The organism is Pseudomonas sp. P4_C1 (assembly GCF_056402155.1).
On the sequence record NZ_JBFUHY010000008.1, the window covers coordinates 105,366 to 120,420 of the forward strand.

The 15,055-nt window shown below is 57.9% G+C and carries 12 protein-coding genes; 6 read left to right on the forward strand and 6 right to left on the reverse strand.

From position 1 onward, the window contains the following. Positions 1 to 74 precede the first annotated feature (74 nt). The 3 genes from AC1DU9_RS08215 (at position 75) to AC1DU9_RS08225 (ending at position 7,599) form a co-directional block, all read left to right on the forward strand. Positions 75 to 1,874 (forward strand): hypothetical protein, encoded by a 1,800-nt coding sequence (locus tag AC1DU9_RS08215; RefSeq protein WP_457265684.1) that lies wholly within the window; start codon positions 75 to 77, stop codon positions 1,872 to 1,874. Positions 1,875 to 1,944: 70 nt separating this feature from the next. Next, the gene (locus AC1DU9_RS08220) at positions 1,945 to 5,484 is read left to right on the forward strand and encodes a calcium-binding protein (RefSeq protein ID WP_223460887.1); all 3,540 of its coding nucleotides are present in this window, start codon (positions 1,945 to 1,947) and stop codon (positions 5,482 to 5,484) included. A 114-nt stretch (positions 5,485 to 5,598) separates the two neighbouring features. Beyond that, on the forward strand, positions 5,599 to 7,599 hold the full coding sequence (locus AC1DU9_RS08225) for a hypothetical protein (RefSeq protein ID WP_223460885.1): 2,001 nt from the start codon (positions 5,599 to 5,601) through the stop codon (positions 7,597 to 7,599). Positions 7,600 to 7,755: 156 nt separating this feature from the next. Here AC1DU9_RS08225 and AC1DU9_RS08230 read toward each other — a convergent pair whose 3' ends face one another. Genes AC1DU9_RS08230 through AC1DU9_RS08240 form a run of 3 tightly spaced genes read right to left on the reverse strand, consistent with a single transcriptional unit; the run spans position 7,756 to position 9,432 of the window. Continuing rightward, complete coding sequence (locus AC1DU9_RS08230; protein WP_223460883.1) at positions 7,756 to 8,346, reverse strand: LON peptidase substrate-binding domain-containing protein; 591 nt, start codon at positions 8,344 to 8,346, stop codon at positions 7,756 to 7,758. A 10-nt stretch (positions 8,347 to 8,356) separates the two neighbouring features. Beyond that, entirely contained in the window at positions 8,357 to 9,073 is a 717-nt protein-coding gene (locus tag AC1DU9_RS08235; RefSeq protein WP_223460881.1) for an LrgB family protein, read from the reverse strand. Beyond that, positions 9,070 to 9,432: a CidA/LrgA family protein gene (locus tag AC1DU9_RS08240; RefSeq protein WP_223460879.1), complete on the reverse strand. Its 363-nt coding sequence runs from the start codon at positions 9,430 to 9,432 to the stop codon at positions 9,070 to 9,072. The genes AC1DU9_RS08235 and AC1DU9_RS08240 overlap by 4 nt, the downstream gene beginning before the upstream one ends. Before the next feature lie 193 nt (positions 9,433 to 9,625). Between AC1DU9_RS08240 and AC1DU9_RS08245 the strand changes: the two genes are divergently transcribed. From AC1DU9_RS08245 to AC1DU9_RS08255, 3 genes are all read left to right on the forward strand, one after another. Further along, positions 9,626 to 10,081 carry a MaoC family dehydratase gene (locus tag AC1DU9_RS08245; protein WP_223460876.1) on the forward strand — a complete coding sequence of 152 codons (456 nt, stop codon included), beginning with the start codon at positions 9,626 to 9,628 and terminating at the stop codon, positions 10,079 to 10,081. 114 nt (positions 10,082 to 10,195) lie between these two features. After that, positions 10,196 to 11,914: a C13 family peptidase gene (locus AC1DU9_RS08250; protein ID WP_223460874.1), complete on the forward strand. Its 1,719-nt coding sequence runs from the start codon at positions 10,196 to 10,198 to the stop codon at positions 11,912 to 11,914. Positions 11,915 to 11,941: 27 nt separating this feature from the next. Next, a complete protein-coding gene (locus tag AC1DU9_RS08255) occupies positions 11,942 to 12,583 on the forward strand; it encodes an oxidoreductase (RefSeq protein ID WP_223460871.1) in 642 nt (213 codons plus the stop codon). A 132-nt stretch (positions 12,584 to 12,715) separates the two neighbouring features. Here AC1DU9_RS08255 and AC1DU9_RS08260 read toward each other — a convergent pair whose 3' ends face one another. From AC1DU9_RS08260 to mpl, 3 genes are read right to left on the reverse strand one after another with little or no spacing between them, the layout of a single operon-like run. Beyond that, a complete protein-coding gene (locus tag AC1DU9_RS08260) occupies positions 12,716 to 13,000 on the reverse strand; it encodes a YceK/YidQ family lipoprotein (protein ID WP_223460869.1) in 285 nt (94 codons plus the stop codon). Beyond that, positions 12,993 to 13,625, reverse strand: a complete 633-nt coding sequence (gene ubiX, locus AC1DU9_RS08265) for a flavin prenyltransferase UbiX (RefSeq protein ID WP_223460866.1) — start codon at positions 13,623 to 13,625, stop codon at positions 12,993 to 12,995. The genes AC1DU9_RS08260 and ubiX overlap by 8 nt, the downstream gene beginning before the upstream one ends. Further along, positions 13,622 to 14,971 (reverse strand): UDP-N-acetylmuramate:L-alanyl-gamma-D-glutamyl-meso-diaminopimelate ligase, encoded by a 1,350-nt coding sequence (mpl, locus tag AC1DU9_RS08270; protein WP_223460865.1) that lies wholly within the window; start codon positions 14,969 to 14,971, stop codon positions 13,622 to 13,624. Before mpl ends, ubiX begins: the two co-directional genes overlap by 4 nt. Between the last annotated feature and the right edge of the window lie 84 nt (positions 14,972 to 15,055).

The window sequence follows — 15,055 nt, forward strand, 5'->3', positions numbered from 1 at the left end:
CTGTCCACCCTGCCATTGAAATAACCGATTTGCCGACTCGAACAATAACCGATTCTTCGCAGAGCGATACATCATTGACCAAATACTGGTTATCTGCGAACTTTCTGCGCGGCATGCAAGCACCGGATGCAGACGGCTTGCGCTACATCGTCGGGCGCAAATTTGTCGATGTAGACGATGGCGGCGTTTTACAGACCGCTCATGTCGATCTGGATGCAAAACTCGGTGTCTATCGAATGAAGTTACTGACGGAGCAACATCCGTCCGGCCCGATCCTTTATAAAAACGAAACAGGTTCCACCTGGCGCCTGACAGCGCAGATCAGTGAAAAACCTGTTACCGGCGATGACTTCCAGACAGGCAGTGGCACCGCGACGAAGCGACCCGCGCCATCATCGAGCGAGCAGCCTGCGACAATGGTCGTACCGAAACGACCACGATCTTCGGACACGCCAACCTACATCAATCAAAGACTGTACACCGCATCGATGCGCTCGCCGGATGCCCAGGGTTATCACGAGTTCAAGCCAAGGTCGGGGTCGAATCAATCGGACACACGGTTTGCGTTCAAGGATCGTTACGGAAACTGGATTGAGGTCGACCCTCCCGCAGGAGGATTCGGCTCGCAACCCACCCACCTGACACACTGGACCGACCGGGAGATCTGGGAGCTCTACGGGATTCACGGTCGGGATATCGAGCGCTTCCGCAGCGAAGCACAAGCCTCGGGCAAGCCCCCACAGTGGGTCGAACCCAATGTAACGGAGGACCCGGTCGTCAACCTGCTGCGAGATTCACTGCGCTGGCTGCACCCGACCCTGACCTCGAACGAACGCCAGGCGCTCTTGCAATCCTACAACCTGCTGCCGAGCCAACTGTCTCGCCTGCAACAGCACCTGCAGACCGAGCTGACATTGCCGCCATGGGCACTAGCGCACAAACGCATGACTGAAGACGTTGGCAATCCACTTTACCTCGATCAATTCAGCCGAGACGCCATCAATGAGCTGAATCTCAAGCGTGATGCCCGGCATGACGGCTATGACCCCGAGACCAGCCTGACCCCCGCATTGCGCGAGGCGCTGCTGGCGAAACTGGGCTATCGGCGTAACAAGAACAACTGTCTGTATCGAACGGACATACCGGCTCTGTTCAGGGGCGACGAGCGCACCCCGTTCGAAGTGGCGAACGACGGCGCCATGCTGCCTCGCTATGCGCACCACCCCGGCGCCACCACCCATAAGCCGATGAGCGCCACCTTCAGCCTCAATGAGGGCCTGATGTACGCCTCAACCCCCGATCCCGAGTACTTGCGATTCAACTCGCAAACCAACAAATACCCAGGACGAAACACTGACGATTCGGACAGTGATGCAAGCAATGCAAGCGATACGGACAGCAGCGAATCTTCCGAATGGTCGGATGCGGGAAGTCCGATCCCCTGGGATCATGAACGCAATTACCAAAGCACCAGAGCGCGGCAAACGGAAATGTTTTTGTATGCGCTGGACACCCGCAACCTGGAAGTGGTCCCGCATGAAGAAAACCACAGTTTCAATTCAGCGGCCCGCGACACGCCGCCCACCTGGTTTCCCGACGATGACTACGAAGGATTGATTTCGGTGACTAAAAAGGGGCTGGAGGCAGAGCGTATCTGGCTGTTGAACTCAGCCCTGACAAAGGGCGCAAAGGTATACGACATCGAGGCGCAAGCCGGCAGTCGCGGCGCACGTATCGAAGCCGCTACCCATGCGGGTCACGCCAACAAACATGAATACGACCAATTGATCGATGAAGTGGAGGCCGCGGGTAAACCGATGCTGAAGCTGTCTGGCAATAAAAACGAATTTGGCTATGACGTCATATGGCCTTGAGGGAAACACCCGACCTTGCGCACCGGTAAAAACCGGGGCTTATAACATTCATTATTTAAAGGATTAAACAATGGCCAAACTTATCGAACCCGCCATGGAAACTTCAACCCACTTACCGATGCAGGTCACGGCGATCAGCGCATCGGCCAACAGTCATGCGCCGCCCGCCGGCCAGATTGATACTTCTCCCAGCGCTCCACCTCTGACACCTGGGCCAACGGACGTGATTGATACGTCTCCCAGCGCGCCACCCCTGACACCTGCGCCGGACGCTGTAACAGCCAACTCTTCATCTGCCGACACGCTTGCCTCGCTGGATAAAAAGCTGGGGCCACTGCGTTTTGGCGAAAGCACCATAAGCCGTGTGGAACTCAGCAAATTGGGCGCGAAGATCGCTGGCCAAGACATCAGCGCGGCAAACACGAACTTTAAAAAGCCCTATCAGGATTTCCTCGACGCTCTGAGCATCGATCCGGCCAAGGTCATGGCCCGGGACATTTCCGCCAATCCCGCAGACAGTGGCAAAGTGACCACGTTCATCTTCGAACTGGCCTGCTTGCGCTCGGAGAACGCCCCACGCCTCATGGCCGCCGACAAATCAATCACGCCTGGCAGCCCGACGGATCGTTTCGCGAGGCTGGCCGACGCAGCCCAGAAAATCGACATTCATCCAGCCGACGTTCCTTTGCCACCTTGGGTCAATAAAAATCTCAGCCGCTTCGGCGTAGGTATGCAGGCCTATGGCATTTACAGCGGCATGCGCGGAATCAGGGACGCCGTTGACGCCGGTGAATGGCTTGATGCAGGAATAAACGCCGGCGGTATCGCAAGCGAAGCAGGTTCACTGATCGTCGAACGAGGCCTGTCCAAAGTCGGTATAAAGATGCTCGTAGGCGGCGGAACGGCCTTCAATGGGTACTGCGCCACATCGGTGGGGAAAACCCTGAGTCGAGGGGCCGGGTTATTTGCCAGCGTCCTCACTCTGCCATTCGACATTTACGGAGCCGTCAGTTCCTTCCAGGCCGCTGCGGGCAAGCAAGGCAAGGCAGCACAGGATGACTATGTCAGCGGCGCGATGAACGTGACGAGCGCGATACTCAGTCTTTCGCTGGGCGCGGCAGCGCTGGCCGGTTTCGGCAGCGTCGCCGGTCCTGTTGGCCTCGCCGCCGCTGCGATCCTCATCGTGGGAGGGGAAATCTACCGGGCCGCACGGATCGTGGACGATATTGATGATTACGTTGAACTGGACTTTGGCGAACGGATGCTTGCCGGATTGCTCGCCTTCTTTCGTCAAGAAGTGCAAAAGGATGTGATGGACCGCTTCAAAATTAACAAGACCTTGAGTGATTACACCGCACAGTTAGAGCTTTCGGCAAAAACCTTACTTGAAGGTCCTTATAAAGAAGAACTGGAATACATCGTAAATGGCGGTTTCGACGTCACACTGAAGACAATCAAAATCTGGCACTACCAATGGGACGAAAACGCCGGAGAAGAACCCTACAAGCTTGATACGGAGCCGGCTATCGTTGAGACCGACGATATTATCCTTGCGCGTGACGGGCTTCCGTCAAACCTCAAAGGCAGTGTCAAAGGCAGCGGAGGCGAAAACAAAGGCATTCTTTGGCGACTCGGTGACGGCGATGATCAGGTCTACGCCCCCAAGGACAAGCCCAATATTTTCGTCTATCGCAACGGGGTCAAAAAACTGGTCGGTGGTGACAAGAATGACAGTTTTTACTTCGAAACAACCGAAGCGGAACTGAACCGGCCAGTGCAGCCGGCACGCACCAGTGTTCTGGACGGTTTTGAGGGCTCCGACACCCTGGCCTTCGAGGGTTCCCGTCCCCGCGCTGATACACTTCATGTCGGTTACGATGTCAACCTGCAGACCGGCAAGGTGGCCTTGCGTCATGAGGACCGTGCGAAAGACGACATCCTGATCGCGGAGTTCACCTCCATCGAAAACATCTCGACCTTGCGAAAGGGTTCAAATCGAGTCACCGGGGACGACAAAGCCAATCAGATCTCGGCCAACGGTTACGACCACATCGATGCCGGACCAGGAGATGACACGATCGCGATCCGCGGCTGGGACGCTCGGGTTGATGGCGGCCCCGGAACGGACCGCTACTACATTGCGGATACAAACGCTCGAGTATCACTAGTCGAAGACGGCGAACAAGCGAGCCTCATCGAATTCGGCTGGCCCATGGAGCGCATTCAAAGCTGGAGGATCATCGATACCTCGCTGGTCATCCGTTCGTTGCGGGACACGGACGGCGAGCTCCCGCAACACGCGCTGACCGTCGAGAATATCTATGAACATGTCGACGGTCTGCGCCGGGTGAAAAACAACCGGTTGCAGTTTAGAACCCAGGACGGTTACCAGCTGGTGCCCATCTTGCCTGCTCAACTGCCTGACTCACTCGATTACGATGTAGAGTGCGAGGCGACTGGCGGCCCCCCGGCGCCGGCGCCCTATATAACCAACAGCGGAGCAGTGGTGATCGCCAAGCGGGATTCGCCGCACTACTTTGTTTCGCGCGATGGCCGCAGAGTCAACTTCATCGCCGAAGCCAACACGCCTGAAACTTCCGTCGCGGTATATCTGGACTACAAAGATGAGGAAATAGATGAAATTAAAGTCAGCTATACCGTCGAAGCGGAAACGGGCATCTCGGGCTACACGTTTCTGAAGTATTCAAACTTCAATATATGGATTTTTCTGCCTTCGAAAATTGTTAATCTCACAGGCATCATTCGCGAAAAACAACAGCGACACATAGCGGCCTATATGAATAGCGGCATTCGGATCGCCGGCATTCACTGCGCGCATGACGTTGTCCTGGTGATGCAGGATGGCAAATCCTATCGACTGGTCCCCCCGAATATTTCCTACCGTGAGGACGCAACCAATCCGGGTTACAAATCACGTAGCACCCGGGAATGCCTGAAGCTTCGTCACGGGCACTATCGCTTTCTCAACCCCGTACGCATCAAGCCTTATTTGCTTGCCGCCAGTCCGCAGAAGGTCAACTTCCCCCCGCCCCCGCATAAAGGGATCTATGTCGTGCATGGCCAAGCCTCGACCTACGATGTGTATCCCCTCAGCAACACCCTGTTCAGCCTGTCCACACCGGGTGCCGTCGCGCAAACCTCTAACGCATCGACCTGGACCCTCTTCAGTACGCAATTGACAGAAACCGTTACGCGCAACGAAATACACCTGACGTCCGAAAAACTGAAAGTCGGTAGCGCAGCGATCCTGTTGCCGAGTGTGGACCATCCGGGGCCGGTAGACTCCATCAGCGTAGCGACTTCATCCGGAAACATTTATTCCGTCGAGCTTTTATTTGAAGTGCTGCAACTCTACCTGATCAACGCGCGAGGCTACGCCAGCATCGATGCCTTGCTAATCGACATCCGGGCCCACCGGCAGCGAGAAGAACTGGCCGCAAAAATTGTTGTTGAACATATCGGCTTCTCGCCACGGATTGACGGAACGGTGTACTACAACTCAACCGACGATTATTGGGGCATCGATACGGATCCCGACTACCGCATTGCCCCCCAGGCTCTGTTTATACAACCGATCCAGCCTGGTTGATCAGCCTGTCATCGACTTATCACCGCAAGCCCGACGTGACGTTCATCGTCACGTCGGCGCTGGCCTCATTCAGCCGAAGGAATGGCTGATTCATTAAAGATGGAGTGCACCCTCATGCGTCAAAAACCTGGAATCCGTCCCACCACCCCAACGGTCGAAGCACCAGGAACCTCAACGCAGCGACCGAGAACGCCGGACGGCTCGACCGACGATCCAGTGTTCGGTCCAGCAAACCGATTCTGGCCCGAAGGCTCAACCGTCTCCTCCGCCCCTGTGAAACCGGCCCAGGACCCTGCGCTCGACAACACTGCGCTCAAGTTACCAATCGTGGTGGCGACCGGAATCCCTGCTCCCGCCACATCCCACCATGATGTCAGGACTCCACTGTTGGAGCCCTATGTACAACAGGTTTCCAGCAAGTTACCCGCACCCGACGAGAATGGACTGAGGATTTTCAAGAACAGACGGTTTGTCGACGTCGAGGTCGTCGACGGCGTGGGTAACAGTACACAAACAGTGATGGTCGAGTTCGATACCAGACTCAACACTTACCGCGCAAAGTCACCCCAAGAACAAGGCGCTTTCGGGCCACCGCTTTATCGAAGCGTCACGGGCGATGTCTGGAGCCTGAACAAACCCACCACTTACTTCGACAGCAACCGATACACCGTCAGCCATCTACCGGATGCCCAGGGGTATTACGCAGTCAGCTACGGCGGCTCGCCTTTTCAAGCCCCCGAGAGTGGTTTCGCCTTCAGGGATGAACAACACCGATGGGTTCGCGTGGATCCAGCCCAAGCCAGGGGTGATGCGTCTGTACCGGTGAACCTGGCGCAATGGACCGATGGCGACATCTGGAAACTGTATCGGATTCACGGCCCGGAAATTTTGCTATTCCGGGCAGAAGTGCAACAAACCGGTAAAGTGCCGTTATGGGTCAGGCGTTTCGCAGAACCTGCCACCCACCTCTATTTAACCGATTCATTGAAATGGGTTTATCCGCAGCATTCCTTTGCCGAGCGCGCGAAACTGCTGCGCAGCTACAACCTGAGCGAGAACCAACAGGCACGGTTGCGCCAGGAACTGGCAAGCGGACAAATGCCTGAGTGGGCTGAACAACACAAGCTTTTGACTCAAAATAAAGACGACGATCAGAGATTTAAACTGGTCGCTGAAGAGCTGGAACCGTACATCTTAAAATTGCGAAATGAAGGCGACGATTATGGCCGCCAGCACAAACTTCGGGATAGGTTTACTGAAGAATTCTTTGACGAATTTCTGCAACACGCTGGCTATCAGCGCAACCTGCACGGCGCTTTATACCGAACGGATATTCCATCGATGTTCAGGGGCGATCATCGTACACCGATGGAATTGGCCCGAGACAGGCGCATGATCCACCTTAAAGGCAATGCAACCGGCTCCACCACAAAACGGGGATTCAGCGTAACGTTCAGTCTGGGTAACGCCATCGGGTATAAAAAACATCTCGGCGGTTATGAGCACCCACTGAAGTACAACTCTCAAGCCAACCTCTACCCCGCCAGGAATTCGGATTCGGACAGCACTGTTACAGAAGGAAATCGTGACGGCTCCGAGTCGGACTCTGACAGCTCCTTTGTGTTTGACGACTCAAAAGACTATCCGGCGCTCAGACGCAACCAACACTTGGGATTCATCTATGTCATTGACACACGCGGGATCGAGGTCGTACCCGGCTGGGAAAACATTGAACTAAATCGAACTGGAATACATTTTGACCCGGATGCACTGGAAGGCCGCATATCAATGCCCACCCGAGGCATCAGTGCGGAGAGGATCTGGCTGGTGAATTCAGAATTGACCCGGGCCGCCAGGGTCGACGATATTTACACACAAGCCGGGGCCGACGCTGACGCTATCGAGAAAGCAACCTGGGCGGGAGACAACCAGGCCGTATCCTATCGAAAGGAGGTAGTGCCGGGTGATGGGACTTTCTTCGTACCGGTGACTCGCTATGATCAGCTGATAGACGAGGTTGCCGCTTCGGGAAAACCGGTGCTGGAACTTCCCAGAGATGTGGAGGTATTTGCCAACGATATCGTCTGGCCAGTTCCCGAGCATTACAGAACCTGATTCTGTAAAATCGATCCCACCCACCGGCGTGCTACCCATAAAAAACGACGCCTGGAGACTATCCTGGCGTCGCTATGGGTTATCGATGGGCGGCAGGTGCTTCACTGCTCACGGAGCGAACAAACTGCCAGATAAGCAACAAAAAAAGTCAGCGCCTCAGGCAAACAACTCCCCTTGCAACTCATCCAGCAACGCCTGAATCGCATCCAGTCGTTGCTGCGGATCGTCGAGTTGCAGCAGGTCGATCTTGTCCAGTTCAGCGAAGGGCAACAAGTACGCCAACTGATTGGCCAGTGACTGTTGCCCGGTCGCTTCAGTGCCCATGTTCAAGGCTTCAACCATCGGGTGTTCCGCCAGGGCCTTGAGCAATGCCACCAGGTCGGCGTCCTCGTCCTGCAGTGGCTGCTCCGGTTCGTCTTCCAGCCACTCGACCTCGGCGACGGTCAATTGATCGCGCTGGATTTCCGATCGTAATACATGGAAACGCCGTCCGCCTCGAACCCGAATCCCCAACAGACCGTTGTCCTGTTGATTGAAATCGGTGATCAGCGCTTCGCAACCCACCAGCGCGTAGCCGGCCGGGGCGATCCCGACCTCTTCACCCTCGAGGATGCACACCACGCCGAAACCACCGCCCTGTTTCATGCAGCGGCCGATCATGTCCAGATAGCGCGCTTCGAAAATCTGCAGGTCGAGGATGCAGCCTGGAAACAGCACTGTGTTCAACGGAAAAAGCGGCAGACTCATAGACATTTCCTTACACCACCATCGACACCGCCAGCGGCAGGAGAACCGCCGTGGCCACACCCATCAGACTCATCGCCAGCGCCGCGAAGGCGCCGCACTCTTCATTTTCCTGCATCGCCACGGCCGTGCCGACAGCGTGGGCCGTCATGCCCAGCGCCATCCCCCTGGCTTCCGGGCTGTGCACGCCGAGCCGGGTCAACAGGGCCGGGCCGAAAATCGCCCCGATCACACCCGTAATCAAGACGAACACCGCTGCCAGCGCCGCGACACCACCGATCTGCTCAGCCACCAACATGGCAATCGGCGAGGTTACCGACTTCGGCGCCATGGTCATCAGGATCATGTGTTCGGCACCGAACCACCAGCCCAGCAGCACGCCCATGCCCGTAGCCACGACACCACCTATCACCAGCGTAGTAAATATCGGCCAGAACAACTGCCGAATCCGTCGCAGGTTGAGGTAAAGCGGCACCGCCAGCGCGACAGTGGCCGGGCCGAGCAGGATGCTCAGGATCTCGGTGCTCTTGCGGTACTCGGCGTAGGTCAGGCCGCAGCCCGCCAGCACGCCGATCACCAGTAACATGGAGACCAGCACCGGCTGCAAAAAGATCCAACGGGTTTTCTCGAATGCCGCCAGGACGAGTTGATAGGCGCCAAGGGTAATGCCTATGCCGAACAATGGATGGTGAATCACCGACGTCCAGGCGCCGTGCCAGTCAAAGATCATTGGCTGTCCTCGGAGTGAGCGTGACGCTTGACCATGCGCTGCATCAGCACCCCGGCGAAGGCCATCGAAAGCAGCAGCGACAACACCAGCGCACCGACAATGGCCCAGAAGTCCGCCGCGATGTCAGTGGCATAGACCATCACGCCCACGGCTGGCGGCACCAGCAACAGCGGCAGGTAGCGCAACAGGCTGCTGGCCGCCAGGTTCAGTGGCTCGCCGACCTGTCCGCGATAGATGAGGTACACCAGCAACAGCAGCAACCCCACAATCGGCCCCGGCAGCACGGGCAAAAACAAATGATTGATCGCCGTGCCGAGCAATTGGAACAGCACCAGCCACGTCAGACCCCGTAGCAACATTGTTGACCTCCCGCAAAATCCGTCACCCGCATTGGCCGGGCATTATAAGCATGCCCGCGCTATAGACCGGCATTCGCCAAAAGCATGGTCAGTTGACCGGAGCGTTTGGTCATGTTGATCTAAAGTGGTAAGCCGGGAGGTCAGATCCCCGCAAGCCAAAACTAAAAAACCGATGAACCCAAGGAGAGTCTCAATGCCCTATGTTCCAGTTGCAGAGCTCAAAGATTATGTCGGCAAGGAACTTGGACGTTCCGAATGGCTCACTATCGATCAGGAGCGCATCAACCTGTTCGCCGAAGCCACAGGGGACTTTCAGTTCATCCACGTCGACCCGGTCAAGGCCGCGCAAACGCCATTTGGCAGCACCATCGCTCACGGCTTTCTGACGCTGTCGCTGATCCCGAAACTGATGGAAGACATCCTCGTCATGCCCGAAGGCTTGAAGATGGTGGTCAACTACGGCCTCGACAGCGTGCGCTTCATTCAGCCGGTCAAGGTCAATTCGAAAGTGCGACTCAAGGTCGACCTGACCGAAGTCATCGAGAAAAAACCCGGCCAATGGCTGCTCAAGGCCACCACCACCCTGGAAATCGAAGGTTCGGACAAGCCGGCGTACATCGCCGAACCCCTGTCCCTGTGCTTCGTATAAACCTTCCCGGATGCGAAGCAGCTCATGCTGTTTCGCGCCTTCTAGCGGCACCTCACCCTATATAAGGACACATAGCTGCGGCATACTCCCTCGCCTAATTGCCCGGAATCCGCTATGCGCCCACTTGCACTCCTTGCCTTGACCCTGATGCTCACCGCTTGCGGCGACGGCGAATCGCTTTTGGCCCCCGACGCCCGCCTGCCGGATGGCGGACGCTATCGTGGTGACCTGGTCAATGGCTTGCTGCAAGGCAAGGGACGCATCGACTACCCGAACGGCAGCTGGTACGCCGGCGAATTCGACAAAGGCCAGTGGCATGGCCAGGGCGAATGGCACGGCAGCAACGGCGAGGTCTATCGCGGGCAGTTCAATCAGGGACTGTTCGACGGCCAGGGGGCGCTGACCACCAATACCAGCAATTACAGCGGCGGCTTCAAGGCCGGCCGACGCGACGGCGAAGGCACCCTCAAAGAAAACGGCATGAGCTATCGCGGAGAGTTCAAGGCCGATCAATTCGCCGGCCTGGGTCGCCTCGAACTTGAAGACGGCAGCACCTATCAGGGCCAGTTCGCCCACGGCAAACCCAATGGCGAAGGCCAGCGCAGTGACGGCAACGGCAATCAGTTCACCGGGCACTTCGTCGAAGGCCAACTGGAAGGCAACGGCACGTTCAACAGTGCCGATGGCGACATCTATGTCGGCAGCTTCAAGAACAATCAACTGCACGGCAAAGGCCGCTACGAAAACGCCGACGGCGATGTCTGGCTGGGCCAGTTCAAGGAAGGCTCGCTGAACGGCAAGGGCGAGTTGATCGGCACTGACGGCAGCCACTACATCGGCCAGTTCAATGACTGGCGCTTTTCCGGCCAGGGCCGACTGAACCTGTCTGACGGCAGTTTTTACACCGGTCAGTTCGACAACGACAGTTACCAGGGGCGCGGCACATTGGTGCTGACCGACGGCACCGTGCTCAGCGGCACCTGGATCAGCGGCCAGCGCGTGCGCGACGCCGAGGGCAAGTTATTGCCCGACACCCTGGAACTCGGCCTGCTGGCCCAGGGGCGCTTGCTCGACGCAGCGCTGACCAATATTCCGCCCTCGACCCCAGCGGTGGAACTGTATTCGTTGACCCTGGGCGGTGATGGCAAGCAAAGCGTGTTTCTGCGCGAATCCGACTACGTCGCCAATATGCTCAACAGCCGTTTCGGCGCTTTCGGCCAGATCCGCCTGGTGAACCATCGCGATCACCTCGCCGACCGCCCGATGGCGACTCGGGAAAACCTGCGCCGTGCCGCCCTGACGCTCGCCGAGCGCAGCGGGCCGGAAGACCTGATTTTCATCTACCTGACCAGCCATGGCACCAGCGAACACGAGCTGGTGCTTGACCAGCCACGCATGGAGTTGGCCGACCTGCCAGCCGACGAAATGGCTGCTGTCCTCGCCCCGTTGAAAAACCGCGACAAGATCATCGTGATTTCGGCCTGTTACTCCGGCGGATTCCTCCCCGCCCTCAAGGATGAACGAACCCTGATCATGACAGCCTCGCGGGCCGACCGGGTGTCTTTCGGTTGCTCGGAAGAGGCCAACTTCACTTACTTCGGCGATGCACTGTTCGCCCAGGCCCTGAACCAGACCGATGATCTGGAACAAGCCTTCAAACTGGCCAAGGCCACTGTCGCCGAACGTGAACTGGCAGACGGTTTCGAAGCCTCCGAACCACAGATCTGGGCACCGAAAACCGTCCTCTCGCATTGGCAATTACTGCGCAAACAGCAGGCACGAAAAGCCCTGCAAAGTGCGTCTATCGAAAGCAAGGATGCAAACAGCAACTAAGCTGAACAGTATCAAGGGAGAAACACTATGTACTTGACGCCCCAGCACGTGCTGCTTGCCGGAGCCACTGGTTTGACGGGTGAACACCTGCTTGATCGCCTGCTTAACGAGCCAACGATTGCCCGGGTATTGGCACCCTCACGCCGGCCCCTGGCCAAGCACCCCCACCTTGAAAACCCGGTCGGCGACCCGGTGGAGCTTCTGCCGCAGTTGAACGGTCGTGTCGACATCGCCTACTGCTGCCTGGGCACCACCATCAAACAGGCGGGCTCGGAACAGGCGTTCCGCGCGGTGGACCTGGACATGGTCGTGGCCTTTGCCAAACGCGCACGGGAGATGGGCGCAAGGCATTTGATCGTGATCAGTGCACTGGGAGCCGATCGCAGATCCACAATTTTCTACAACCGGGTCAAAGGCGAGATGGAGTACGCACTGCGCGCGCAGGACTGGCCGCAGCTGACTATTTGCCGACCTTCGCTGTTGCTGGGCGAACGCACCGAACCGCGACTGGGCGAGAAAGTCGCCGGCCCGTTGTCACGACTGATCCCTGGCAAATACCATGGTATCGAGGCCTGCCAACTTGCTCGCGCGATGTGGCGCCTGGCGCTGGAAGAGCAGGACGGGGTCAGGATTGTCGAGTCGGATGAGCTGAGGAAGTTGGGCAAGTAATTTTATAGTGCCTGAGCGGGCCTCATCGCGGGCAAGCCCGCTCCCACAGGATTTTGTGTCGTACACAAATTTTGTAATCGCTGAAAAACCTGTGGGAGCGAGCTTGCTCGCGATAGAGCGCGAAGCGCTCTCTTACAATCCACCCGTCGCCTGAAAATTCACGCCCAAAACCGTGAGCAACGACAGCGGCAACAGCAGCGTGTCGAGCAACGCACTGGCCGGCAGGTCGACACCGGGATAGCTCGGCGCTTCGGCTCCGAAACGGTCCTTGGCGCAGCACCCACCGTTCATCGCGTACAAATCCAGACGAGTCCCCGAGTACACCACTGGCGCCCCCGGCTTCGCCGCATCGAGCGTGCGCGCCGTGGCGCACCCGACCAATTGCAGCGCCAGTACCATCACCAGCAGCTTATTCATCGCTGGTCAAATGATGCTCGCCCCAGCGCGGCAACATGTCCTGAGGAATATTCAGCAGGTTGAGAATCCGTGCCACGACGAAATCGATCAGGTCGTCGATGGTTTGCGGCTGATGATAGAAGCCCGGAGATGCCGGCAGGATTGTCACGCCCATGTTCGACAACTTGAGCATGTGCTCCAAGTGAATGCTCGAATACGGAGCTTCACGAGGCACGAGAATCAGCTGGCGACGCTCTTTGAGCGTCACATCGGCGGCACGCTCGATCAGGTTGTTGCAGGCACCCGTGGCGATGGCCGACAAAGTACCCGTCGAACACGGCACCACCACCATCGCCGCTGGTGCGCCAGAGCCCGAAGCCACTGGCGACATCCAGTCTTCCTTGCCGTACACCCGAATCTGCCCGGCGGCAGCGCCCGTGTATTCGGTGAGGAACGCCTGCATCATCTGCGGTTTGTTCGGCAGCGTGACGTCAGTTTCGGTGGCCATCACCAACTGCGCGGCTTTGGAAATCATGAAGTGCACTTCACGATCCTCCCGCACCAGGCAGTCGAGCAGGCGCAAACCGTACTGGGCGCCGGAAGCGCCGGTCATCGCCAGCGTGATGCGGTCCGGGCCGTTGTTCACTTGAGCGCCTCGGCCAGCTTGCCGTGCAGGCCGCCAAAGCCGCCATTGCTCATGATCACCACGTGGGTGCCCGGTTGCGCCTGGCTCTTCACGCGCTCGATGATGCCTTCCAGCGAATCGCTGACAATCGACGGCACAGTGCACAGCGCCGCAGTACCCGCCAGGTCCCAGCCGAGGTTGGCTGGTGCATACCAGATCACCTGATCGGCATCGACCACGCTTTCCGGCAATCCGTCACGGTGCGCGCCAAGCTTCATGGAGTTGGAACGCGGCTCGATGATCGCGATCAACGGTGCATCGCCGATGCGCTTGCGCAGCCCGTCGAGGGTGGTGGCGATGGCAGTCGGGTGGTGCGCGAAGTCGTCATAGATGGTGATGCCACGGACTTCCGCAACTTTCTCCATCCGGCGCTTCACGCTTTTGAAGGCGCTCAACGCGGCGATGCCCATGGACGGCACCACGCCGACGTGGCGTGCGGCAGCCAGGGTCGCCAGGGCGTTGGCGACGTTGTGCTGACCAGTCATGTCCCACTCGACCACACCCTGGGCGACGCCATCGAACATCACTTCGAACTTCGAGCCATCTTCACTGAGCAGCTTGACCTGCCACTGACCGCCGGCACCGGTGGTTTGCACCGGCGTCCAGCAGCCCATCTCGATAACACGCTGCAACGCCGGCTCAGTGGTCGGATGAATCACCAGGCCTTCGCTCGGGATGGTCCGCACCAGGTGATGGAACTGTCGCTCGATGGCCGGCAGGTCCGGAAAGATGTCCGCGTGATCGAATTCGAGGTTGTTCAGGATTGCCGTACGCGGACGGTAGTGCACGAACTTCGAACGCTTGTCGAAGAACGCACTGTCGTACTCGTCGGCTTCGATGACGAAGAACGGCGTATCGCCCAGGCGCGCCGACACCGAGAAGTTTTGTGGCACGCCGCCGATCAGGAAACCCGGGGCCATGCCCGCGTGCTCCAGTACCCAGGCCAGCATGCTGCTGGTGGTGGTCTTGCCGTGCGTACCGGCAACGGCCAGTACCCAACGACCTTGCAGCACGTGATCGGCCAGCCATTGCGGGCCTGAGACGTAAGGCAGGCCTTTGTTCAGCACGTACTCCACAGCCGGGTTACCCCGGGACATGGCGTTGCCGATCACTACCAGATCAGGGGCCGGATCAAGTTGCGCCGGGTCGTAGCCTTGGGTCAATTCGATACCCTGGGCTTGCAGCTGAGTGCTCATCGGCGGATAGACGTTGGCATCGGAGCCCGTCACGTGATGGCCCAGCTCTTTGGCCAGAACCGCCATTGACCCCATGAAAGTGCCGCAGATACCAAGAATATGAATGTGCATAGTCGACCTCGTAAAACTTGGTCGCAGGTTAGCTTAGGGAGGGGAAAATCGCACTCTTTAGCTGAGATTCGCTGTGGTCATTGT

What these genes read in the sequence shown, in the direction of transcription:
- mpl (WP_223460865.1), bottom strand. Translation starts at nt 14,971, where the DNA reads ATGCACATTCATATTCTTGGTATCTGCGGCACTTTCATGGGGTCAATG.
- AC1DU9_RS08260 (WP_223460869.1), bottom strand. Translation starts at nt 13,000, where the DNA reads ATGAATAAGCTGCTGGTGATGGTACTGGCGCTGCAATTGGTCGGGTGC.
- AC1DU9_RS08255 (WP_223460871.1), top strand. Translation starts at nt 11,942, where the DNA reads ATGTACTTGACGCCCCAGCACGTGCTGCTTGCCGGAGCCACTGGTTTG.
- AC1DU9_RS08220 (WP_223460887.1), top strand. Translation starts at nt 1,945, where the DNA reads ATGGCCAAACTTATCGAACCCGCCATGGAAACTTCAACCCACTTACCG.
- AC1DU9_RS08230 (WP_223460883.1), bottom strand. Translation starts at nt 8,346, where the DNA reads ATGAGTCTGCCGCTTTTTCCGTTGAACACAGTGCTGTTTCCAGGCTGC.
- AC1DU9_RS08245 (WP_223460876.1), top strand. Translation starts at nt 9,626, where the DNA reads ATGCCCTATGTTCCAGTTGCAGAGCTCAAAGATTATGTCGGCAAGGAA.
- AC1DU9_RS08250 (WP_223460874.1), top strand. Translation starts at nt 10,196, where the DNA reads ATGCGCCCACTTGCACTCCTTGCCTTGACCCTGATGCTCACCGCTTGC.
- AC1DU9_RS08225 (WP_223460885.1), top strand. Translation starts at nt 5,599, where the DNA reads ATGCGTCAAAAACCTGGAATCCGTCCCACCACCCCAACGGTCGAAGCA.
- AC1DU9_RS08240 (WP_223460879.1), bottom strand. Translation starts at nt 9,432, where the DNA reads ATGTTGCTACGGGGTCTGACGTGGCTGGTGCTGTTCCAATTGCTCGGC.
- AC1DU9_RS08235 (WP_223460881.1), bottom strand. Translation starts at nt 9,073, where the DNA reads ATGATCTTTGACTGGCACGGCGCCTGGACGTCGGTGATTCACCATCCA.